This window comes from Enterococcus sp. DIV1224 (assembly GCF_050555455.1).
Classification (GTDB): domain Bacteria; phylum Bacillota; class Bacilli; order Lactobacillales; family Enterococcaceae; genus Enterococcus_B; species Enterococcus_B lactis.
In genome coordinates, this window is sequence record NZ_CP187859.1 from 2,216,342 (window position 1) to 2,240,635 (window position 24,294).

Consider the following 24,294-nt stretch of genomic DNA (forward strand, 5'->3'; position numbering starts at 1 on the left):
CACAATTTTTTCTCTATTAGATTTGCTATTTTCCCACACGATACTTGTTTTCAGCTCTTTTTTCAAAAACACAAAACTTAGTATTCCACAGTTTCCACAACACAATATGTAGTGTTTGTTGTTTGACTTTTTTACTAAGAGTTTTATACTATCTATTATAGATAATAAGAATGTGTTTAGAGGAGGCACTCATCATGAACGTAAAAATCTTTTCTAAAAATAATTGTATGCAATGCAAGATGGTCAAGCGTTTTTTAACAGAAAATCAAATCGCTTTTGAAGAAGTCAATATCGATGAACAACCGGAAGCAGTAGACTGGTTGAAAGCACAAGGATTCCAAAGTGTTCCTGTCATTACTTCCGATGCAGAAACAGTTATCGGATTCCGTCCTGATCAGTTGCGTAAACTTGCCAGCTAACATGACTAAAAGAATCAAAACAAGATACATGGATTTGAAGGGCTTGAGACAGCACCAGTTTTTGTCGCAAACTTCCAAATCCTTTTTTAAAGCTTAAAAACAATGCAATGATTTGCAATCAAGCATCATCAAATACGAAATGAAGGTTGGGCGTACGTATGAGTCTTAAAAATTTACAAGATGTCAGTTATTTCAAGCTGAATAATGAAATCAATCGACCAGTCAATGGTCAAATCCCTTTGAATAAGGATAAAGAAGCTTTGGCTGCCTTTTTTGAAGAAAATGTCAAACCAAATACGATGACTTTTCCATCTATTATGGAAAAAATCAATTACTTGATCGATCAAGAATATATAGAAGCAGAATTCATCCAATTATATTCACCATCATTTATTGAAAAGCTATATCAATTTTTGGACGAACAACATTTTTCTTTCAAATCTTTTATGGCTGCTTACAAATTTTATTCTCAATATGCGTTGAAAACCAACGACGGTTCCGCTTATCTGGAAACTTATGAAGATCGAGTAGCCTTCAATGCGCTTTACTTTGCGAACGGAGATGAAGAATTAGCACTTGCTCTTGCAGATGAAATGATCCATCAACGTTATCAGCCAGCTACACCTTCTTTCTTGAATGCTGGACGTAAACGTCGGGGCGAATTGGTGTCTTGTTTCTTGACTCAAGTCACTGACGATATGAACTCTATCGGGCGCTCAATCAACTCTGCTTTGCAATTGTCCCGTATTGGCGGCGGCGTGGGGATTACTTTATCAAATCTTCGTGAAGCCGGCGCTCCTATCAAAGGATACGAGGGTGCTGCGAGTGGTGTCGTTCCAGTCATGAAATTATTCGAAGATAGTTTCAGCTATTCTAATCAATTAGGTCAGCGTCAAGGAGCTGGTGTGGTTTATTTGAATGTGTTCCATCCAGACATTATTGCTTTCCTTTCAGCAAAAAAAGAAAATGCAGATGAAAAGATTCGCGTAAAAACTCTTTCTCTTGGTGTGATTGTACCTGATAAATTTTATGAATTGACACGTAAAAACGAAGACATGTATTTATTTAGTCCGTATAGTGTCGAAAAAGAATATGGTGTCCCATTCTCTTATGTAGATATTACAGCTGAGTATGATCATCTAGTTGCAAATCCAAACATTCGCAAACAAAAAATCAAAGCGCGTGATCTTGAAAATGAAATCTCAAAATTACAACAAGAATCTGGCTATCCTTACGTAATCAATATTGATACAGCGAACCGCGAGAATCCAATCGACGGCAAGATTATCATGAGTAATTTATGCTCAGAGATTTTACAAGTTCAAACGCCTTCTGTGATCAACGGTAAACAGGAGTATGAAGTATTAGGAACAGATATCTCATGTAACTTAGGTTCGACAAATATCGTGAATTTGATGCAAAGCCCTAACTTTGGTCAATCTGTGCGTACGATGACTCGTGCATTGACATTTATTACAGATGCATCTGATATCGATGTCGTACCGCCGATCCAAAACGGAAATAAGCTGAATCATACGATTGGATTAGGTGCCATGGGCTTACACACTTATCTTGCAAAAGAACAAATGGAATATGGCTCAGAGGATTCATTAGACTTTACAAATATTTATTTCATGCTGTTGAATTATTGGACACTTGTTGAAAGCAATAATATCGCTCGTGAAAGAAAACAAGTTTTCCATAATTTTGAAAAATCAGCTTATGCTGATGGCACTTATTTCGAAAAATACGTAACTGGAGAATTCCAGCCAAAATCAGAAAAAGTCAAAGCATTGTTTGAAGGGATTTTTATTCCAACTGCTGAAGATTGGAATGCCTTGAAACAAGCAGTAATGAAAGATGGGCTATATCACCAAAATCGCTTGGCAGTAGCACCCAATGGCTCAATTTCATATATCAATGATACGAGTGCAAGCATTCATCCTATCACTCGCATGATTGAAGAACGCCAAGAGAAGAAAATCGGTAAAATTTATTACCCAGCGCCTTATTTATCCAATGAGACGATTCCATATTACACTTCTGCTTATGATATGGACATGCGTAAAGTGATCGATGTTTATGCAACAGCACAACAACACGTCGATCAAGGCATGAGTTTGACTTTATTCATGCGTTCTGAAATCCCAGAAGGTATTTATGAATGGAAGACAACAACGAAGCAAACGACACGTGATTTGAATATTTTAAGACATTACGCTTTCCATAAAGGAATCAAATCCATTTATTATGTACGTACCTTTACTGATGATGCAGAAGAAATCGGAAGCAATCAATGTGAAAGCTGCGTGATCTAATATCATAGATAGATTCGCTTATTCATATTTTAATTAAAGGAGCATTCTCATGTCAGAAACATATTATGAAGCAATAAACTGGAATGAAATTGAAGATATCATTGATAAATCCACTTGGGAGAAGCTGACGGAGCAATTTTGGCTAGATACACGTATCCCACTTTCAAATGACCTAGATGATTGGCGCACATTGTCTCAATTGGAAAAAGATACAGTAGGACATGTATTCGGCGGTTTGACACTGCTGGATACTGTCCAATCTGAAAGCGGCATGGATCAGTTGCGTAAAGATGTCCGCACTCCCCATGAAGAAGCCGTTTTGAACAATATCCAATTCATGGAATCCGTTCATGCCAAAAGTTATTCTTCTATTTTTAGTACACTGAACACGAAAAAAGAAATCGAAGAAATTTTTGACTGGACGAATACGAATCCTTATCTGCAAAAAAAAGCTGAGCGTATCAATGAAATCTACAAACACGGTACACCGCTAGAAAAGAAAATTGCCAGCGTCTTTTTAGAAACATTCTTGTTCTATTCAGGTTTTTATACTCCTCTTTATTATTTAGGAAACAACAAATTGGCAAACGTAGCAGAGATCATCAAACTGATCATCCGAGATGAATCGGTACATGGAACCTACATCGGTTACAAGTTCCAATTAGGTTTCAACGAATTGCCTGAAGCAGAACAAGAAACGTTGAAAGACTGGATGTACAACCTGCTTTATGAACTTTATGAAAACGAAGAACGTTATACAGAAGAATTATACGATCCAATCGGTTGGACAGAAGAAGTCAAAACATTCCTACGCTATAATGCCAACAAAGCATTGATGAACCTAGGGATGGATCCACTCTTCCCAGATACTGCCAATGATGTCAACCCAATCGTAATGAACGGGATTTCAACAGGCACAAGCAACCATGACTTCTTCTCACAAGTCGGAAACGGCTATTTGTTAGGTCATGTAGAAGCGATGAAAGATGACGATTATTTGATTGGATTGGAATAAGGAAAAAAAATTACGCACAAGAATATTCTATTCTTGTGCGCTTTTTTTATTCCACAACAATTTGTTTTTGTGTATCCGATGTTTGCGAAAAATCAATAGTAAAGCGACCCATCTGCTCATCATAGGTAATTCCTTCACTCATGCTTCGAACAGCTTCAAAATCATTTGGTAATTCAATCGTTATTTTCGTCTTTGTATGAGCAAGATCAGCAAACGTATAACTTTTTTCTTGTTCGTTTATTTTCTTTAATACAGAAAGTGGTTTATCTGTTTTTAATCCATCTAATTCTCCACCAGTATTATCCCAAAAATTGATACCCAAATAACCGGATTCTTTTACTTTTACCGCTTGAATTTTTGGAGTATTTTGAAGAATAGTAACTGGTTCTTTTTCTGCATATTCTTTTAATCCTTTTTCGTTCACTCCTGGTAATATCACATATGCATAAGCTTCATTGATTGGATGTTTTCCATGATTGATCAAAAACTTCCGATAACTTCCATGATAAACTTCATCACTGGGAAATGATTCGTTGATTTCCCTATAAGTACCTTGCCGTTCTTCACTTATCACTTTTACTGTTTCTTTCTCAGGAAAATAATAACCGATCGATGTTTCTGGTTGACTTGATTGTAACAATAACCATTCTTTTTCACTTTGTTCGGTTGGCTGGGTAACTTCTCCTGTTTCTGTTACAACTTTATAAGTAAACTGATCGTTTAATAAACGATTATCTATAACCGTTTCAATAGACGCATTTGTGTTACCGGTAATTCCCGAACCAAGCGCAATCAATTGATCGTCAAGCACAAACCACGATTTTTTCCCTTTGACATCCATTGGCAAAACTGCTCCATTATTCTTTGTTCCAGTTTTATTTAGAGCCATACCTACCACTGCCTGACCTTCATTTGATACACCGCCAACGGCTTTTTCATTTGATCGCACAGTCGTAAAAGAAGAGATTTCATCTTTTAAAGGGACTGTATCGACCGTTGTTCCTGGCAATCGATAAGGATCGACAGTCGGCCAATAGCTTTTACCGAATTGTACATCATCCTCATTATATAAGTAGACCATCCCATCCGATGTATGCCAGCCACGTTTGTTTTCTTTATTTCCTGCTTCAAAGAAGAGATACGGTTCGAATACATACTGATTCCTACCATATACTTACTGGTACGCTGAACAAAACGATCCATTTTATGATACATTTTTGTCCCTATGAATGGTAAATCCTTCCCTAAAATCGTCTGGTCTTCTAATAAGGATAGTGTCATGACCAGGTCATTATAATCTCTTACATTCGTTATATAATACGAAGGGTTCAATTGCATCCAATATTTGACTGCTTCTTTTAATTCCTTTTGCTTATCTTCTGGTGCAAATTTTGAAACAATCAATAAATTATACATCGTTGAAGACCCGTATCCTACCTTCGTCTTTGAAGGCGCACGTGAAATAGCGCGTCCATTCACCATGGGAAGCATTTCACCTTGGTAAATCAAAGGAATAAAGGCCTTCTCTACATTTTCTACGAAAGCGTGAATGGCATCAGAAGCTGCTGTATAAGAAGTCCCATCCACAATCGTAAAAATCTGTCCGACTCCTTTGATTAGTACATTCCCGTAAGAACCTGTATAAGGAATATCATTATGCTGGATAAAGGAACCATCTGCGTAAAACCCATCTCCACTTGTCACGAGTTGAAAAACATCTTTGATCCCATTCACTGCTTGATGGATTTTTGTGGCATCTTTTTGTAAAATACCTACTCCTAAAACAGTCAATGATAAGTCTGTTCGATTAGCACCGGTCGTTGAAAAGTTAGGGATAAATGCAAGGTCTACAAATGAATCTTGTGGTTTAGTATATAATTGCTGGAATGGATCAGGTACATATTGACTCAAAATAGCTGTATATTGTTGGATTTTTTCACTGGATAGCTCTTGGTGCAACAGTAGAAGGATATTCACAAATTTTTGTGGGATACCAATTTGCCAATCCCACCAATTTCCATAATACTTTTTCCCATCATATCCTTTTTTGGTAATCATAAAATCGATTCCCTCTTTAATTGCTGCAGCAACCTCTGGCTGTTGATAAAGTGTTGTCCCTTTTGTTTTATAGGCATAAGTAAGTTTTTGGAGTTTCGTAAATTGTGTCGTCAAATCTGCTGAAGAAGTATTTCCCGATTCAAGTGGCCATAGATAGGTCCGGTCAGGTGATTGATCCAATGTTTGATATAAATTTTCCGCTTCTTTTGATAACGCTTCTATATATGCTCTTAATGACTCATTTTCCGGACTTTCTTTTTCAAAGACAAGTTGACTTTTCCATCGTTCTTCCATCTTTTGAAATTCATCTTCCTCGGCAAAGGTTGATATACTCATTCCAAATAAACTAATTAAACTAAGCATACTCATCAAAAGAAGCCTTTTACCCAAACCTTTTTTCTCCATCTTTGCTCCCTCTTTCTCATCAGATTGTATGAATATACAGAGGCTAAAATCACATTTATCTTAGTGAATGAGAAAACCGCTTAGCCTCTACTTTTTAGACAAATGTGTGAACGGACGTATCTCACTTTTCCTTTTTTAAGCTAAAATACCAAACGCACTTAATGCAATGGAAAGAATCAAAATGATCCAGATTACTCGTGTGGAATTCAATTTCTTTTGTCCCAACATCCAATAAGTTAATAAAACAAGTAACACTGGAACAAGAGAGGGTAAAATAGCGTCTAATGTATCTTGGATAACTAATTCCACCCCATCTTTTTTATAAACAAATGGGACCGCTGCCTTTACCACGGAAGGAATCAAAGCACCAATTACCGTGACACCTAAAACTGTTGCGGCATTAGTGAATGCAGATAATTTGTTTTTCAAAGTTGTGACAAGTTTGACTCCTTGTTTGTATCCTAATGGTAATAATGCAGCCCGTCCAAATAATAAAGCGATATTCGCGATGACCCAAATCACACACCCAACAATTGAGCCACTTTGAGCTAATGTTCCTGCGATCGATCCAAAAATCGTTCCCCAAATCACATGGAACAATGAATCACCTACGCCAGCAAGAGAACCCATTAAAGCTGTTTTTAAGGCAATGATTGTGTCTTTTGCTTTGTAACCATCTTCTTCTTCGATTGCCACATCAATCCCCATGATCAAATTTCCGAAAATCGCGTTGATATTGAAGAATTGATTATGTGTACGCATCATATCCTGTAATTGTGATTCGTCATTACCATAGAATTTTTTCAATACTGGTAATATCCCATATAAATAGCCAGAACTCATCATTCGTTCATAGTTCCAGTTCAGCTGACTTCCTAAAATATAGCGCCAACTAATCGCATTCAGCTCTTGCTTTGTTAATTTCTGGTTATTCATCCCCATCATATCCTCCTTCAAATGTTCCATTATTTGTGGCTGTCACTGTCGGATGTTCTGCTTTTTCACTATCTTTTTTAAATACAATAATTGCAGCAATCACACTGACGATTGAGATACCAAGCATTGGCACTTGTAAATAAGCGGCTAAAAAGAAACCCAATAGTAAATAAGGAATATATTGTTTTGTTGGAAGGTAATGCAACAAGATTCCTACACCAACGACTGGTAACACCCCACCAGCAGTTTTTAGTCCATTCATCAACCATTCTGGTGTATTTTCTGTGATCGTTGAAACAGCAGCATCACCGACTAAAAGCATCAATAAAATCGGAATGGCTCGTGATAATCCCCAAAGAAAAGAGCCAGATAAGACTAATCGCGGTATACGATTGATTTTCATATCATCAATTGCTCTATCTACACGATGCAAGAGATAAACATTACAAAAGCGAGCGACTACATCAAGTTGCAACATCAATAAAGATACTGGAACAGCCAATCCTATACCATACTCTGCACCTTTCCCAGAGATAACCGCAAATACTGTTCCCAAGACGGCTCCTGTGAAATAATCAGGAACTGATGCCCCACCGAAAGCCGCAATCCCTAGTCTCATTAGTTGCAATGTACCTCCAACCATCAAGCCTGTTTTCAAGTCTCCCATGATCATTCCAGAAATCATACCTGCGATGGCTGGTTGTGTTAATGTATTTGAAATAAGCGAATCATTGATTGCAATAAAAGCATAAACCGTAATAAGAATAATTTGATACGCTGCTAAGTGCATACTTTCTTCCTCCTCATTTTTGTTTAATTTCTCAGTTTATCCATGAAGTCAATAACTGGATCATTTGGTACCAATTGAGCGGTTACATTTATATCCATTGCTGCAATTGATTCGAACACATCAATTTCTTCATCTAATACTTTGATACTTTTTGTTATATCTTTTGATCCCTCTTTATAACTCATATTTCCAACATTTACGTGTGTTAGCTTTCCTCCGGCTTTCAAATAACGTAAGACATCTGTTGGATTTTTGAATACTAGGAATAGACGCTGTTTTCCATACTTTCCTGAACGTATATTTTTCGCAGCAGATTCAACCGGCAAAACTGAAAGTCTCATCGATGTAGGCGCTGCCATTCTTAAGGAAGATTTTTGTAACGTATCTGCTGCTGCTTCATCGTTGATCACAATGATTCGCTGTGTGTGCAAACTGGGCGCCCAGATGCCCGCAACTTGTCCATGGATCAAACGCTCGTCCATCCTGACATTCACGATATTTTCTTTTCCTTTATATGCCTCATACAATTGGCTATTATCCATTGGAAGGCTTGGTTCTTTTTCGATTTCTGTTTGTTTCATTTTTTGCTTCACATCAACAATGCCAGTTGTTGCTGCTTGGATCAATTCTTTTACCGTAGCAGTTGAATTCAACGTTGCTTCTATAACTAATGGTAAAGACATCCCTGCAATAATTTCTACATTTTCTGATTCTAGATAGTTGCTTAATGCTACATTACATGGCGTACCACCTAAAAGATCTGCAATAATCAAAGATGAGCCGTTAAGGGCTTTCATTTTTTTTAATAATTCTTCTTCGAATTGCCGATTGTCTCCATCAGGCGTCAACGCAACGACATGAACATGATCTTGCTTTCCGACGATCATTTCTAGACTTGCCTTAACACCTTCAGCCATACTGCCATGACTAATCAATATAATATTCTGCATCACTTTTCCTCCCTAAAAATAAAATTCTACTTAACATATTATCTTTTGTACAAACACACTATAACATAGTTTATCTCATTCGCAAACCTAACATCTTAACATGTTATGTTTTTTTATTTCTGTACAATTATCTAAAAAGTATCAGCATACAAAAAAGGTGAGAGGCAAAAGTAGCTCTTAAACTTTTGCCTCTCACCTTTTTAACTATTTCCTTATTCTATACTTTTTCCAGTTGTTTCCTCATAGTCTCTTTTCATGATGGCCCATGATTTCTCAATGTCTTCGTCTAAACCAAATAATCCACTACGGCCGATGATATAGATATCTGGCCCGGCATGATCAATTCGCTTAAATGATTTTCGATTCGAAGATCCGTCCATTTCGATCAAATAATGATATCCCTTTTCTTGACGAAGTTTTCTTAAATCAACGATTTTATCTAATGTGCTTTCGATGAAGCGCTGTCCAGCAAAACCGGGATCGACTGTCATGATAGTGATTTTATCCACTAAATCAATATAAGGGAAAATAGTTTCAATAGGTGTTTCAGGATTTAATACGACTCCTGCTTTTAGCCCTGCAGCATGGATCTGATCGATCAATCGAAAGGCTAGCCCGTCTAAACATTCGACATGCATACAAATCCATTCGCATTTTTGTGCAATCAATTGATTCACCCAAAAACTTTGGTCTGTGACCATTAAATGGGCAGACATTGGTAAATGACTGATTTTTCGTACTTCCTCAATGAACCATGGAGACAATGTCAGATTAGGTACATAATGTCCATCCATGATATCGATATGATAAGAATCGACATGCTGATTCAAAAACTCAATTTGTTCCTTAAATTTATCTAGATCCATCGTCATTAAAGATGGTGAGAACAAAACTTTACTCATATATAAGACTCCTTTATTTAAAAATCAATGATTGAATCCCCGACTAAATGAAGGACTTAGAAAATCTGAATGTCTCCCAAGTCAATATCTTCTTCTTCCTTTTCCACTACGGATTCGACTTCTTTCCCCACATCTTTTTTGATAATTGCCAAAACAACGGCTGTCACAAGAACATTCACTAAGATTGCTATCACGCCTGCCCAAGGTCTGGACATCGTCGGAATCATCAATACGCCGCCAAAGGGTACTGTTGCATCGGCGCCTAGGATCATTGTCGTTGCACCACCAGCAAATCCGCCAATAGCCGTAGCAACCACACCTCGGACGATATCATTCATCACTAGTGGGATCACACCTTCGACGATATTGATCACACCCATTGGAACAGCTGATTTCAATGTTTCGACTTCCACTTTTGTATAGATGTTTTTCCGAAATATTTTTGCGACAAAGTAAGCTAATCCAAAACCAATAGGCGTCGCCGTATTTACCAATTGGAGGGCTGTAATTGGCCCATTGATTCCTTCTGCTTGCATTGTGAGAACAAAGGCAAAAACAGTTTTGTTAATTGGTCCACCATAATCAACGCCACTTAGTAAGCCGATTACACCGCCAAAAATCAACAAGGACGAATTACCTAATCCATCTAAGAAATTCGTAAGAAAAGACGTAAACAAGGCAACAGGTGTTCCAATGATATAGACCATGATTAACCCACCTAGGATAGAAGCAACAAATGGAATAATCAATGTTGGCATCAGTCCTTTTGCCCAATTTGGGACTTTCACATGGTTTAAAATAGCTAACACGAGGAATCCAGAAAGATAGCCACCTAATATCCCCCCAATAAAACCAGCCCCAATAGCATTCGCTGTCAATCCGATGATGAACCCTGGAGCAATCCCTGGTTTTGCTGCAATAGAATAAGAAATCCCTGTTGCAATGACTACAGGAAGTAACCCTAAACCAGCGCCTCCCATTGTTGCTAAAGCATCAAAAAAAGAAAATTTACCTTGTACCAGTGTCCCTTGACTTGTTCCACCGAACGCCATCCCGATAGCAATCAAGAACCCTGCTCCACAAACGATTGGAATCAAATAAGAAATCGCTGTCAATAAATGTCCCTTTAAATTTAACTTTTTTATCTTTTCCATCTTTTTTCCCTCCTTATGATCAAACAAGTTGTTTTTCAATTATTTCTTGTGCTTTTTCGATCAGTTTATTGGGTGACTTTACGGCTATTTCACTGGGGACTTGAATGATACGTTTTCCTTCAAATCGTTCTCTGCCGCTTATTTTCACATCAATCGCCAGAATCACGAGATCTGCTTCTTTTATTTGCTCTGGGGTTAATTCATTCTCGATTCCAATCGTTCCTTGCGTTTCGATATGCATCTCGTGTCCTGCTTTTTTGGCTGCATTTTCTAATTTTTCTTGTGCAATATACGTATGGGCAATCCCAACTGTACATGCAGCTACTCCTATGATCTTCATGTTTTCTTCCTCCTTTTTATGATGCAAATGCTGCGATAACCTCTTTTGTCTCTTTTGCTTTGATCAATTGCTCAACAACTTCATCATTTCCTAGTTTCCTTGCAAATAAAGATAACAACTTCAAGTGAGTTTTAGCCCCTTCATTATCATTGCCCACAGCAAACAAAATAATTCCTTTTACCCCTTTACCATCTAATGTTTCCCAAGGGATTTCTCGAGCTGTCACTCCAATTGCTACCCCGATCTTTTTGACAGATGCACTTTTTCCATGAGGAATTGCAATGTAGTTCCCAATACCTGTCTGCCCTTCTTTCTCACGAGCATATATATCTTTCATAAATTCTTTTACATCGGTGATATACGCATTTTCCAACAATATAGTTGCTAATTCTTCAAGTACTTCTTCTTTTGTCGTTCCTGCTAAGTTTGTTTTGATCGTATTCGGATCGATAATGTTTGTTACTTCCATGGCATTTCCACTCCTTCACGCTTGTTTTACGACTTCAACGCCTTTTTCGATTAGTTTATTGGGTGATTTGATGGCGATTTCTGTTGGTACTTGAATGATACGTTTTCCTTCAAATCGTTCTCTGCCACTTATTTTTACATCAATTGCCAGAATCACGAAATCTGCTTCTTTTATTTGTTCTGGGGTTAATTCATTTTCGATACCAATCGTTCCTTGCGTTTCGATATGCATCTCGTATCCTGCTTTTTTGGCTGCATTTTCTAATTTTTCTTGTGCAATATACGTATGGGCAATCCCAACTGTGCATGCGGCTACTCCTACGATTTTCATCTTTTATCTCTCCTTATTTTCTTTAATGTTTGCATAAATGTTTCGTCCGCTAAACATCTCATAAAATTTGCTATTTTCTTCTTTTTTTCCGTATTTTCGTTTGGTGAAAGCAATACAAAAAGAATCAAATCGACTTGTTCGATTGCTTCGTTCCATTGAATAATGGTTTTTTTGGGATACAAAATGATGATTTTTGATTCAGTGATCAACTCATGTTCAATATGAGGAAGAATGATCCCCTCTTCGATTTGAATATTTCCATTTTGTTCACGCATAAGAAAAGCTTCCATCAATATGCTTATTTTCTCTTCTTCTCCAGGGTAAAGTGAACTTGCTAACCAATGATATGCCTCTCGTTGAGAAGTAACGGATACTTCGATTCTTTCGATGAACTCATCTTTCATTATAGATTTCCCCAATCTTTTTCTGGATTCGTGATTGATCATCTGCTGTTAGCATCGCACTAACAAGTAATGTATGGACTCCTAATCGTGAGCGGATTCCAACAGTTGTCAAAATCAATTCGATGTTCGGATTTTTTTCTAAAGCCGTACGATAGTTTTTTGTCGCAATGACATCTACTATATTTAAGTCTGGAAATTTTTTGATGATTTTTGCTTTCAACAATTCAGAAGTTCCAATACCTGTCGTACACATAATCAATGTCTGAATCGGTAATTGTTGTGTTTCTAACATCCGTGCGAAATACAACGTTATGAAGCCAATCTCATCTGCATTGATTAGAGGTAATTTGAAGTGTTGACTGACTTCTTTAGATACTTCAGACACACTGTTATAGATTTTTTCATAGGTCAGCTGAATTTGGTCTAACAAGCCATTTTTTACGTGGATACGATTTTTTAAGCGATTGATCATTGGTTTGATATGATTGGCTAGATCAATAAAAATACTTTCATTTGTCACTTTCATATTGATTCGTTTGCCTACTTCTTCTAAATAGTAAGTAGTGATTTTTTCTACCTCTTCTGGAAATTTTTTTATTTCTTTTGTTGTTTTTTCCATTCTTGAGGAAACTAGATACTGATAGAGATAGTAAGATTCATTCACAGATAACGAAGTTGCCAGATATTTTTCAACATTTTGTATAACGATTTCGGCTGTTTTTTTAATTTGGTTATCTTTTTCAAAGAATTCAATTTGTTGCGTGGTTAGTTCCTCTTCTCTGGCGGGAGCACTCCTTTTCCTTGAGCGACTGATCAAGATATACAGATGTGAAAAAATATTGACATTGTAAGGATAAGGAAGTCCACCTTCTAATATTTTTTCGATTAGCTTTAATTGATCTGAAACGAACAAGACATCGTAACGATTGAAGTTGAACGTTTTCGAAGCATTTATTTCATCGATATCAAGGATATTTATGCGCCAAATAACTTCTGCAAGCCCTCTACGTATATCTTCTTCTAAACCTTTGATGGCTAATGTCCGATTTTTTCGAATCAATTGAAGATCAAACTTCCTCAACTTTTGTGCGATACTTTTCTCATCATTGGAAATTGCCGAATCACCCACCTCGTAGGCATTAAAAAGCTCAGATATCCTGATTGCTCTTGGTGAAGACAGTAAAAGTTCCTCCATTACACGATTCTGACGTTCATTTGGCGATAGACTAATCGATAGATTATTTGTTTCTTTGTTTCGTTCAATAAATTTTTCGTAGTCTAATTTATACCCTTTCCCCTTTTCTGATAAAATCAAGTGACCATTTTGAAATTCTGTATTTATTTTTTTTACTAAGCGGTAGACCGTTTTAGTCGAGGTATCTAATAAATCAGCTAATTCTTCTGAAGTCATGTAATGATTTTGTTTTGACAAGAGCAACACTAATTTATTTTCTCGATTCATTTGACTAGTCATGATCCTTCCCCCTTTGCATCTTTATCATAACCATTTTTATTCCATCTGTTTCACTGAAATTTGTCCATTGCATCAGACATTTTTGTATCCGCTTTCTAAAGTGTGATGTTTTATCCCAATTTTACTTCTATTATTTTTATAAAGTTCCACTAATTTCATCTACCATCATAATTTTATTTACTTCTGCAATAGCAGAATTCATGGGTTTTAATTGATTTGGATATGTTAACATGTTATCCTATTAGATAATGATGTTGTAAGAAAGGAAGACTTCTAGTATGATTCCTAAATACGAGCAAATCAAGCAAGACTTACTTGAAGAAATCAAAAACCACCACTTTATTCCTGGTGATAAATTTTACTCAGAAGCAGATATCAAACGGAAATATTCTGTTAGTTCAATTACTGCAGTCAAGGCTCTCAATGAACTAACTGCTGCAGGCTATCTCTATCGTATCCAAGGAAAAGGAACATTCGTTTCAAAATCAAAAGTTTCTCAAAGTGTGAAATTCTCTGATATCGAACTACATTCTTTAGATAAAGAAAAAGTTAAAGTACTCTCGATTGAGGAAGAAAATGAAATGGATATTTTAAAGGAATTAGGCTTACCAGCAAGTGCTTCTTACTATAAAATTAAACGTGTTCGTTTCTTTGAAGACACACCCTTTTTGGTCCACATCACTCACTTACCAAAAAAATTAGTGAAAGAACCAATAGCAAAAGATATTTCTGTCTATTCAAGTATATACGAAAAAGTTCGTAAAGATTTTGGGATTGATCTTTTTTCCCTTGCTTCTGTGGAAACAAATGAAATTGTTTTCCCAGAGCATGCAGAACTACTTAATCTATTAAATCTAAGTTTCCGAGAACCTGTTGTCCAACAAATCAAACACTCTTACTTAGCAGATCAAAGTGTAGCAGAATATATCATCAGTTATAAACATTGGAAATACTTTAAAACAAAAATTGAAGTGGAAGCGGAATAGCTTTCACTTTTTTGTTTGCTCTCTTCTAATAAACTTTTTTAAATCCTCTTCAATACTCGCTTTTTTTCTAAATACGGTATACTACTTTTAAGTTAATATGTTAACATTTTAAGAGGAGGTAACTATGAATATTCAACAAAAAAAGGAAATGTTGATTGAATTGGGAACATTTGTAGATAAAAATTGGTTGGATGAACAATTTGAATGGTGCATGATGCGTATCAAAAAAAATATGGTTCGTTTCGGGTTAGATTTCCCTTCAGCTTGTGCAACAAACGGAAAATATCGAATCAAAAAAAATGATGATTGGACAAATGGTTTTTGGACGGGAATGCTTTGGTTATCTTATGAATGGACAAAAGAAGAGAAATTTCTAGTACGTGCAATGGAAAATATCCATAGCTTTCAAAAACGCTTAGACCAACACTTCGTCCTTGATCATCATGATATCGGTTTTCTTTATAGTTTATCTGCTGGAGCCGGGTATAAAGTCGTGGATAGTCAGTTGTGTAAAGAATCGTTTTTACAAGCTGCAAATATTTTAGTGGCAAGATTTCAGAACAAAGGGAATTTTATCCAAGCTTGGGGAGCATACGGTGATCCTCTCGAATACCGTTTGATTATTGATTCTTTGATCAATCTTCCTTTGTTGTTCCAAGCATGTACGCTTTCTAATGACCCACATTATAAAGAAGTGGCTTTCAAGCATTACCAGACATTGTTGCATACCGTGATTCGTGAAGATGCCACCACTTTCCATACCTATTACTTTGACTCAAACACAGGAGTTCCAACACATGGTGCAACGCATCAAGGTCATAGTGATGAGTCGATCTGGGCTAGAGGGCAAAGTTGGGCGATTTTAGGGATTCCACTAAACGAGCGATACTTGCATTCTGTTCCTTTTCCATTGAACTACAAAGCGATCGTCGATGTTTTCTTAGAACATTTACCTCAAGATCTTGTACCTTACTGGGATTTTGATTTCAATGATGATTTTCCATCAGATAAAGACAGTTCTTCTCTAGCGATTGCTGCATGTGGATTATTAGAAGCAGAAAAAATGGAAGCGTATCCTAAAGCAAAAGAAATAGCAAAAGGAATGATTTATCAATTAGGAACACACTATACTGCTAAAAATGATCCAGAAAATGAAGGATTGCTTTTACATGGCGTTTATGCTCATGCGGAAGGAAAAGGAGTCGATGAGCCAAATCTATGGGGCGACTACTTTTATTTAGAAGCACTTATGCGTTTAGCAAAACCTGAATGGAACACTTACTGGTAAGGAGAATGAATAGACATGCAAACATTTAAAATAAAAGACGAATTTTTAGTCGACGGTATTCCTACAAAAATCATTAGTGGGGCAATCCATTATTTCAGAATACCCCCTTCTCAATGGGAGCACAGTTTATATAATTTAAAAGCACTAGGAGCAAATACGGTTGAAACTTATATTCCGTGGAATCTTCACGAACCACAAGAAGGTTCCTTTGATTTTTCCGGATTCAAAAATGTCGTTCGCTTTGTAAAAATTGCACAAGAATTAGACTTGATGGTAATTTTACGTCCTTGCGCCTACATTTGCGCTGAATGGGAATTTGGTGGATTACCTGCTTGGTTATTGAAAGAACCTGATATAAGAGTACGTTCTACCGATCCTCGATTTATGGAAAAATTGAAAAATTATTATCAAGTACTTCTACCAAAACTTGCACCTCTTCAGATCACACAAGGTGGTCCAGTCATCATGATGCAGCTCGAAAATGAATACGGTTCTTACGGAATGGAAAAATCTTATTTACGCCAAACAAAAGAATTGATGCTTGCACATTCGATTGATGTTCCTTTATTTACCTCCGATGGTGCTTGGCTAGAGGTGTTAGATGCTGGTACATTAATTGATGAAGACATTTTTGTGACTGGTAATTTTGGAAGCCACTCAAAAGAAAATGCGCAGGTCTTAAAAGAATTTATGCAGAATCATCAAAAAAATTGGCCGATCATGTGTATGGAGTATTGGGATGGATGGTTTAATCGATGGGGAGAACCTATCATTACGCGTGATCCCGAAGAATTAGCAACTGAAGTAAAAGAGATGTTAGAAATTGGTTCCTTGAATCTTTATATGTTCCACGGGGGAACAAATTTTGGTTTTTATAATGGGTGTTCTGCTCGAGGCAATACAGATCTTCCGCAAATCACAAGCTATGATTACGATGCACTATTAAACGAAGCTGGACAACCTACTGAGAAATATTATGCAGTTCAAAGGGTCATCAAAGAAGTTTGTCCATCTGTTTGGCAAGCAGAGCCCCGAACAAAAACGTTAAAAAATCTAGGGACTTATCCGGTAAATAAAAGCGTTTCTCTATTTCATATAAAAGAACAGATTTGTGAAGAAATCAAAACAGATTACCCTTTGACAATGGAACAAGCAAGCAATGGCTACGGCTATTTATTATATTCACTTACCTTAAAAAACTACGGACATAAAAATAAATTACGTTTAATCGAAACAAACGATCGTGCACAAATATATATTGACGGCAAATACAATCAAACGCAAACACAAGAAACACTGGGTGATGAAATGATGCTTGAAGGACAAAAAAATCAGCCCACTATCGCATTAGATGTTCTAGTTGAGAATTTAGGAAGAGTCAATTACGGTGCAAAATTGAATAGTCCCTCCCAATCAAAAGGGATTCGCAATGGTGTTATGCAAGATATCCATTTCCATCTTGGATACCGCCATTACCCATTGACTTTCGAACAAGCTCAACTAGATAAAATCGACTATTCCGCTGGCAAAGACCCGTCACAGCCTTCTTTTTATCAATTTGAGTTTGATCTTGCTGAAGAAGCAGATACTTATATCGATTGTTCTTTATATGGTAAGGGGGTCGTCATCATCAATGGATTCAATCTTGGGAGGTACTGGAATCATGGGCCTGTTTTATCACTATATTGTCCAAAAGATGTACTAAAAAAAGGCAGAAATGAAGTGATTATTTTTGAAACAGAAGGTATATCGATTGATACATTGATTTTTTCAGATCAACCAATAAAAAAAGATTTGTCATGAACGATTCAAAATAATCATCCTGTAAATTAGCTTATACAAAAAGGGAGTCCTACGAAAATCATTATTCGATTTTCAAAACGGATTCCCTTTTATAGTGAATAGCTTTTCTATCATTATTTCTCTTAATCAAGTACAAGTGATTACTTCTCGTCCGAAAATCTCAATTTGTGTTAATGCTGGGAATGGTGACGTATCTTCTGCTTTTTTCAAATTTTTCAAAGTAACTGAACTCGTCATTTTTTCAGGAAAGTAAAACGATTGAAATTCAAGCGTATCTGTTGTTGCTACTTTTATTGTTTCTCCATCAGAAAAACAAATCGAAACTTCTGTCCAATAGCTATCATGTGGATAATCTCCTCGAAACAAAAGATTTACTCGATCGGTTTGGATTGAGCGTCCAAAGTCGATCGTCAAAGTTGCATCTTTTTGCTGATTGATTCCCCAAGAAGTAAATGGATAGGATCCATGTGAGCGATTACCAAACTTTCCGTCAATCGCATTTTTAGCAAAAAAAGTCACATCATTTCTCGTCTCTACATTAGCATATGCATGTGGATATGCTCCACTGAACAATTTTTGATCATGAGGGTTTGTAGATACATTCCGATAGCTTTCCACTTCAAAATCATAGGCTTTACGAACATATATGTGATGTCTTTTTGAACGAAATCCCGTCTCTACTGAAGCTTTCGTTTCTTCTAGCGGAATCACATATTCCCATTTCTTCTCTGGAATATAAAGAAGTGTCGGTGCCAATGTTTCATCTAATTGCACAACAAAATAGTGATCATTTTTCTCTTTCGTTATGACCAGTTTGTCTCCTACTTCATATGTGTGATTTTTGATTGCTAAAACTGCTATTTCTTCTCCATTTGCAGAAAATGCGGTTTCTTTTTTCTCGTGATCGATTTTGCCAATAACTACTTGATTATTTTTATTTTTTAGATCAATTTGGATCATTTTTTTCTCCTCCATTTATTATTCCGCCAACTAAACAAATAAAGCGATGGGTACCAGGTTCGATTTTCTTTTTAAAATAGGGAAGATTGGTTCTTGGAAAGAATACAGAAGTATTTGGTTCTAGCACCTGAATCCCTGCTTCTTCATACCCCTCGATTGCAATGATTTGAGACACATGCGTTTCTTTTATTTTTGCACAGTCTTTCGCCAAAGTTATTTCTGGTTCTTTTACCAAAAGACTAAATCCGCCTTCTCTTATCTCTAAAGGAATCGTCGTATATATCTCATGGAATCGAACATGCCATTCACCAAATGGGTAAATTTCTGTTTGGATCAGCACTTCTTGGAATGGTTGCCATTCATACATAACAGAAGTCTCTGTTGCTTCACTACTTCGTACCTTTTTCTTTGTCCTGAAATATTCACCGTCTCTTGAAAGAGCTAATGTATTATCAAATGCCCCTTCTCCATATGTGATTCCCGCTTTTGGCACACTAAAGCCGAATTTAGTAGAGTAGACAAACTTACTATACTTCGCTGGGGCATGCGCTTGGCCATCAATCATCAAACCATATGGATAACCAAGTACATGTTTTCCTTCTTTTGCCTGACACAAAAGCATATTTCCATTATCAATCAATCTTTTCTCTTTGGTATTGACTGGTTCAGGTTTGGCTTTCCAATACGGATGTTCTTTTTTTGTTGCTAGTAATAAAAATACTTTTAATGCCCAATAGGGAGACCCCGGTGCGTTATAACCTTCTGCCATCACAAGGTTCTCATAATGATACCCAATGGATAGCCGTCCGTCATAAGTAAAGATATCGTGTGTCATCCACTGCTTCATATGGTTGGAAAGAAGCGTCTTTATCTGACCCCAAGGGATTGCTTCCACTTCTGCAAAAATCAATGCAGAAAAAAAAGCACCTTGTGCAAATCGATAGATGAGACTTCGTCCATAAGGTAACGCTTCTCCATCGGAATCGAAATAATAAATATAGTCCTTCGTAAACTCTTTTGCACGATAGATGAATTTTTCTGACCATTCAGGAAAGTCATCTTTCATTAATTTGGCAAAAATCAATCCATAATAATGAAAAGCAAAAGGAACATAGTAATCTTTTTGCGAAGATTTACCGTCGATATACCAGCCTTTTCCTACATACATCGTGTCAATAAAGCGTAATTCTGCTTCCATTTTTTCTTTATCTAATGATTCACCACAATGTTTTAAAGCGATTCGGATCAAAATTTTGAAAAATGTCCAATTATTTTTAGGTATTTTTTTATCTAAGGCTTGTTTTAGCCAATGAATCAACTGTTGTTTGGAAGTGACTGACAGTTCATCAAAGAAATAGTTTCGATTCAATAACAGATTCAAAGATAACGCTACCATTTCTACGATATATTGATCATAATCGTTAATATCTCCCCAATAAAATGAATCTTTTGGATTCATCCCTTTCAAGATTTTCTTTCGATAGACGTCTTTCAACTCATCTTTCGTCCCATTATTCATCCAATAAGGTGCCAGTCCCCATAATGGACGAATAAATGCCTCCATTTCTGCTCTCTTCTCGTCATAAACAGCGCCGCTACTCCCTAGACGTACTCCTGGTTTTTCACTATTGAATAGTCCCTGTTTTAAAGGCAGAATCATCTCCTCTAGTGCTTCTTCGAAATCGCGCCGCGTCAAAAATAGATTTTGTTTTAACTGATTCATGACAACCTTCCGAATTCTTTTTCTTTAGGATACCATGGTAGAAAATCGGTTTCAGGAGAGACTTCTGAGTGAGATGAAAATGAAATGAGTGAGAAAGCAGGATAATCAAAACTTAATATGTTAGCACACTTAGTATTGTTTTCTCTTGGAAGCATTTCTTGTGATTTCTTCGTTTTACTTACTCTATCTAAAATGAAAGAAATCTAATATACCTTTGAGCCATTTCCAGTAAACAATATTTACCCCATGATTTGTTAATTCGTCCACCCTAAACAGGACGGAACAGTTAGGTTATAAAAAAGCATCCACTGGATCATATAAATAAGAATCTCAGCATACATCTAAATAAAATGAACGCTAAGATCCCCTTTTAAATAGGCTTATTCACTTGTTTCTTCCAGCACTTTTGGACTATCTAACTTTTCAGAAACATGTTCCATTCTTCTCAATAAATAGATTTTCCGGATATTTAATATTATCGTCTTAATGACTGCATAGACAGGTATACAAATCAGCATGCCTAATATTCCTGCGACACTTCCTGCTCCAATCAATACCAAGATGATCGTCAGTGGATGGATATTCATTGATTTCCCAAACAACAACGGCTTGATCAAATTTCCATCTAATTGTTGGATCACTAGAATCGACAACGCCATGTACAAAGCTTGAAATGGAGAGATAAACAAACCGACAATGATTGCTGGTACTGCTCCAATAAAAGGGCCGACATATGGGATAATATTCGTGATGCCGCAAATGACCGCAAGCAATAAGCTATAAGGCTGATTGAATATTCTCATTGCCAAAAAGCTCATCACACCAATAATCAAAGCATCTAAGATCGTACTGCTGATATAGGCAGACAATGTTTCATTTAATTCTTTCACTGTTTGGCGCAACTCTTTACGAATCGCTTTCGGAAAAAAATGAGACAACGCATCAATAAATTTGTGTCCATCCTTAAACATAAACAGCAAGATAAATGGAACGGTAAATAACAAAATAAAAAATTGCATCATGAATGAAATGATTTTAGTGACACTTGCAGATAAGCTGACCAATATGATATTGAACAAATTACTGAGAGATAAATTCGCTGATGCTAATTGTTCTTCCAAATTGAAATTTTTAAACTCTTCTCGCTGCGCCAATTCATTTAACCATTTGCTTGTTTCATCTGCATAGATTGGCAGGCTCTGAGTCAATTGAATCGTCTGCTCCACTAACTGAGGCACTACATTCATGACAGTCAAAACAACTAAAATGATCACGACCAAAAATGTCAATAAAAAACCGAACACTCTCGGAATCCGATGCTTTTCGAGAAAAACAACGATTGGATCGAACATATAATAGATAAAACCAGCCACAAGCAACGGCAAAAAAATAGCCGAAAGCATTTTCAATATTGGACTAAAAATATTCGGCATTTGTAAAATAAAATACACGCCGACGATCGTGAGTACTAGCTCCACTGTCCAGAAAAATAATTTTGATTGTTTAAAACGTGATTGCATACCTCTCCTCCAAATTCCTTTGATACTTCTATTTTATCATTTAACAAAGAATTACGCGCTGAGATTTTCATTTGCTTAAAAAAAACAAAATAAAAAAGGAAAGGTATTTGACTGATCAGAAGAGTACTTCAACAAAAACACGATCCGCCCAAAATAAAAATCGTTTTGGGCAGATCGTTTATTGCGCAATACTGACTAAATGCAGCTTTGTGATATTTTTGTGCACGGACAATTCCTCGATCACATCGGCATAAGTGAGTCCTTTAGGAAGATCGATCGTATATATATTTTTATATACACGATAGTCATCAACGAATTTCACATCAAAATTCACATCTTCGATCACGATATTTTTCTCTTCAAAATAATCGGTAAGAAAATCTTTGGTTTCTTTTCTATGGATAAATTGGATTTCTAACTTTTTAGTCGTAGGTACATGGATCACGCGTTTCACTACTGTGAGTGCAATAGCAATCCCGATAAAACTGATGATCGCAATGGAATAGTAACCCATGCCGATGGCGATCCCTAATCCGGCAATAGCCCATAAAGAAGCGGCAGTCGTAAGTCCCGTCACTGATTGTTTCGTGACGATGATCGTTCCAGCACCTAAGAAACCGACGCCACTCACTACTTGAGCAATCAGCCTTGCTTCATCTGAACGGATCGTTCCAGCAAGCTGTGGATACGCTAAAGCATCTCTTAATGCTCCACTAGCGATCTCGACTTGAATCAATGCAATGATACATGCTCCCATACAAACTAAAATATGTGTACGCATCCCTGCTGGGCGATTTTTATATTGTCGCTCAAAGCCAATTGCTCCGCCAAATAGCATAGCGATCCCTAAACGTAAAATAATCTCTGGAATTGTCAATACCATATCATTCATCTAAACACCCTCCTGTCCAATATATCATGTCTGAAAGGAGCAGACAAAAAAAGTGCAATTTTTACCTCTTACGAAAAAGAGCGTGGGACAAAAGTAAAGAAAAACTTTTGTCTCACGCTCTAAACATGTGTAAACGGCGGAAGCAGAAGCAACTCCTTCGGAAATAAGCTGAAATTCACAAAAATTTGAAAAGCAATTTTCGTGAATTCCTTCTTATTTCTTGGAGTTAAACGCTTCTGTCCCAGCCTCTTTTGTAAATTACAATTTACTTGCTGCTTCTTCATCGATGATCACAACGACATTGTCGTGGTTTTGCAATACACTTGCTGGTAAATGATTCGTTACAGGTCCTTCAATCATCCCTTTGATTGCATCAGCTTTGCTTTCGCCAAACGCCATCAAGACGATTTCTTTACTTTTCATGATCGAGCCAATTCCCATTGAAACAGCTTTTGTTGGTACATCTTCTGCTTTATCAAAGAATCGTTTGTTTGCATTGATCGTTGATTCTGTCAAATCAACTACTGAAGTTGTTCCGTCAAATGAAGCACCAGGCTCATTGAAACCGATATGTCCATTTTGCCCGATTCCTAAAATTTGGATATCGATTGGATGAGCATCGATGATTTGATCATACTTTTTGCATGCTGCTTCCAGATCTTCTGCTTTCCCATCTGGTACAAATGTTTCTTTGAATGGTTTTTTATCAAATAATTGGACATCCATGAAATGGCGGTAGCTTTGTTCATCTGAACCACCTAGTCCAACGTACTCATCTAAGTTTACAGAAGTCATTTCACTGAAATCCAAATCGCTTGAAGTCATTTCTTTATATAAAGTAACTGGTGTGCTTCCTGTTGCCAATCCTAATACTTTTGCACCTTTGTTCATACCTTCTTTGATGATTTCAAATGCTTTTTTTCCGCCTTCTTCAGCGTTTTTTACACGAATGATTTCCATAGTGATTGCTCCTTTGTGTTTTGGTATAGCCCAATTATAGCATTCTTTTTTTCTTTTTACAATAATCAGTATAGACCAAATTCTATTTTTTTCATTTTCTTGACAACAAAAGGGCATCCGTGTTAGGTTTCATAAGATGGTTCAATCAAACAATCCATGTTGCATGAAAACCAAGCAATTGATTCACTGTGGACGCTT

General features: G+C 36.6%; 22 protein-coding genes and 1 pseudogene. 6 read left to right on the plus strand and 17 right to left on the minus strand.

Annotated features, from left to right (window positions below):
• Positions 1–194: 194 nt before the first annotated feature.
• The 3 genes from nrdH (at position 195) to nrdF (ending at position 3,752) form a co-directional block, all read left to right on the plus strand.
• Positions 195–419 (plus strand): glutaredoxin-like protein NrdH, encoded by a 225-nt coding sequence (gene nrdH / locus IGK53_RS10945; RefSeq protein ID WP_002287795.1) that lies wholly within the window; start codon positions 195–197, stop codon positions 417–419.
• 158 nt (positions 420–577) lie between these two features.
• Positions 578–2,737 (plus strand): class 1b ribonucleoside-diphosphate reductase subunit alpha, encoded by a 2,160-nt coding sequence (gene nrdE / locus IGK53_RS10950; protein ID WP_002290582.1) that lies wholly within the window; start codon positions 578–580, stop codon positions 2,735–2,737.
• 49 nt (positions 2,738–2,786) lie between these two features.
• Entirely contained in the window at positions 2,787–3,752 is a 966-nt protein-coding gene (nrdF, locus tag IGK53_RS10955) for a class 1b ribonucleoside-diphosphate reductase subunit beta (protein WP_002287792.1), read from the plus strand.
• Between the two features lie 46 nt (positions 3,753–3,798).
• Here nrdF and IGK53_RS10960 read toward each other — a convergent pair whose 3' ends face one another.
• The 12 genes and pseudogenes from IGK53_RS10960 to IGK53_RS11015 all read right to left on the minus strand — a co-directional run bounded on the left by IGK53_RS10960 (position 3,799) and on the right by IGK53_RS11015 (position 13,964).
• Complete coding sequence (locus IGK53_RS10960; protein ID WP_223493890.1) at positions 3,799–4,191, minus strand: polysaccharide lyase beta-sandwich domain-containing protein; 393 nt, start codon at positions 4,189–4,191, stop codon at positions 3,799–3,801.
• A gap of 42 nt (positions 4,192–4,233) precedes the next feature.
• Positions 4,234–6,215 (minus strand): annotated as a pseudogene (locus tag IGK53_RS10965) (polysaccharide lyase 8 family protein); the annotation flags it as partial.
• Between the two features lie 135 nt (positions 6,216–6,350).
• A complete protein-coding gene (locus IGK53_RS10970) occupies positions 6,351–7,157 on the minus strand; it encodes a PTS system mannose/fructose/sorbose family transporter subunit IID (RefSeq protein WP_002290579.1) in 807 nt (268 codons plus the stop codon).
• Positions 7,144–7,941 carry a PTS mannose/fructose/sorbose/N-acetylgalactosamine transporter subunit IIC gene (locus IGK53_RS10975; RefSeq protein WP_002290577.1) on the minus strand — a complete coding sequence of 266 codons (798 nt, stop codon included), beginning with the start codon at positions 7,939–7,941 and terminating at the stop codon, positions 7,144–7,146. The genes IGK53_RS10970 and IGK53_RS10975 overlap by 14 nt, the downstream gene beginning before the upstream one ends.
• A 23-nt stretch (positions 7,942–7,964) precedes the next feature.
• Positions 7,965–8,891 carry a PTS mannose/fructose/sorbose transporter subunit IIAB gene (locus tag IGK53_RS10980; protein ID WP_002290575.1) on the minus strand — a complete coding sequence of 309 codons (927 nt, stop codon included), beginning with the start codon at positions 8,889–8,891 and terminating at the stop codon, positions 7,965–7,967.
• 212 nt (positions 8,892–9,103) lie between these two features.
• Positions 9,104–9,793: a D-allulose 6-phosphate 3-epimerase gene (gene alsE / locus IGK53_RS10985; RefSeq protein ID WP_002290574.1), complete on the minus strand. Its 690-nt coding sequence runs from the start codon at positions 9,791–9,793 to the stop codon at positions 9,104–9,106.
• Positions 9,794–9,849: 56 nt separating this feature from the next.
• Positions 9,850–10,947, minus strand: a complete 1,098-nt coding sequence (locus IGK53_RS10990) for a PTS fructose transporter subunit IIC (protein WP_002315682.1) — start codon at positions 10,945–10,947, stop codon at positions 9,850–9,852.
• Between the two features lie 19 nt (positions 10,948–10,966).
• Positions 10,967–11,287: a PTS fructose transporter subunit IIB gene (locus IGK53_RS10995; protein ID WP_002290572.1), complete on the minus strand. Its 321-nt coding sequence runs from the start codon at positions 11,285–11,287 to the stop codon at positions 10,967–10,969.
• Between the two features lie 16 nt (positions 11,288–11,303).
• Positions 11,304–11,756 (minus strand): fructose PTS transporter subunit IIA, encoded by a 453-nt coding sequence (locus tag IGK53_RS11000; protein WP_002290571.1) that lies wholly within the window; start codon positions 11,754–11,756, stop codon positions 11,304–11,306.
• A 15-nt stretch (positions 11,757–11,771) separates the two neighbouring features.
• On the minus strand, positions 11,772–12,086 hold the full coding sequence (locus tag IGK53_RS11005; RefSeq protein ID WP_002290570.1) for a PTS fructose transporter subunit IIB: 315 nt from the start codon (positions 12,084–12,086) through the stop codon (positions 11,772–11,774).
• A complete protein-coding gene (locus IGK53_RS11010) occupies positions 12,083–12,490 on the minus strand; it encodes a PTS sugar transporter subunit IIA (RefSeq protein ID WP_002290569.1) in 408 nt (135 codons plus the stop codon). The genes IGK53_RS11005 and IGK53_RS11010 overlap by 4 nt, the downstream gene beginning before the upstream one ends.
• Positions 12,480–13,964: a BglG family transcription antiterminator gene (locus tag IGK53_RS11015; RefSeq protein WP_047928248.1), complete on the minus strand. Its 1,485-nt coding sequence runs from the start codon at positions 13,962–13,964 to the stop codon at positions 12,480–12,482. Before IGK53_RS11015 ends, IGK53_RS11010 begins: the two co-directional genes overlap by 11 nt.
• 278 nt (positions 13,965–14,242) lie before the next feature.
• Here IGK53_RS11015 and IGK53_RS11020 point away from each other — a divergent pair, with 278 nt between their 5' ends.
• From IGK53_RS11020 to IGK53_RS11030, 3 genes are all read left to right on the plus strand, one after another.
• The gene (locus tag IGK53_RS11020; RefSeq protein ID WP_002328925.1) at positions 14,243–14,950 is read left to right on the plus strand and encodes a GntR family transcriptional regulator; all 708 of its coding nucleotides are present in this window, start codon (positions 14,243–14,245) and stop codon (positions 14,948–14,950) included.
• A gap of 124 nt (positions 14,951–15,074) precedes the next feature.
• On the plus strand, positions 15,075–16,238 hold the full coding sequence (locus IGK53_RS11025) for a glycoside hydrolase family 88 protein (RefSeq protein WP_002290564.1): 1,164 nt from the start codon (positions 15,075–15,077) through the stop codon (positions 16,236–16,238).
• A 15-nt stretch (positions 16,239–16,253) separates the two neighbouring features.
• Positions 16,254–18,041, plus strand: coding sequence for a glycoside hydrolase family 35 protein (locus IGK53_RS11030; protein ID WP_002290563.1), 1,788 nt, complete (start codon positions 16,254–16,256; stop codon positions 18,039–18,041).
• Between the two features lie 126 nt (positions 18,042–18,167).
• Here the strand turns inward: IGK53_RS11030 and IGK53_RS11035 are convergent, their stop codons facing one another.
• The 5 genes from IGK53_RS11035 to nagB form a co-directional block, all read right to left on the minus strand.
• Positions 18,168–19,001, minus strand: coding sequence for a hypothetical protein (locus IGK53_RS11035; protein ID WP_002290562.1), 834 nt, complete (start codon positions 18,999–19,001; stop codon positions 18,168–18,170).
• Entirely contained in the window at positions 18,988–20,724 is a 1,737-nt protein-coding gene (locus tag IGK53_RS11040) for a DUF2264 domain-containing protein (protein WP_002328924.1), read from the minus strand. Before IGK53_RS11040 ends, IGK53_RS11035 begins: the two co-directional genes overlap by 14 nt.
• Before the next feature lie 380 nt (positions 20,725–21,104).
• Positions 21,105–22,244 (minus strand): AI-2E family transporter, encoded by a 1,140-nt coding sequence (locus IGK53_RS11045; RefSeq protein WP_002290560.1) that lies wholly within the window; start codon positions 22,242–22,244, stop codon positions 21,105–21,107.
• Positions 22,245–22,422: 178 nt separating this feature from the next.
• Complete coding sequence (locus IGK53_RS11050; protein ID WP_002290559.1) at positions 22,423–23,136, minus strand: MgtC/SapB family protein; 714 nt, start codon at positions 23,134–23,136, stop codon at positions 22,423–22,425.
• Between the two features lie 258 nt (positions 23,137–23,394).
• Entirely contained in the window at positions 23,395–24,096 is a 702-nt protein-coding gene (gene nagB / locus IGK53_RS11055; protein WP_002287787.1) for a glucosamine-6-phosphate deaminase, read from the minus strand.
• Positions 24,097–24,294 lie beyond the last annotated feature (198 nt).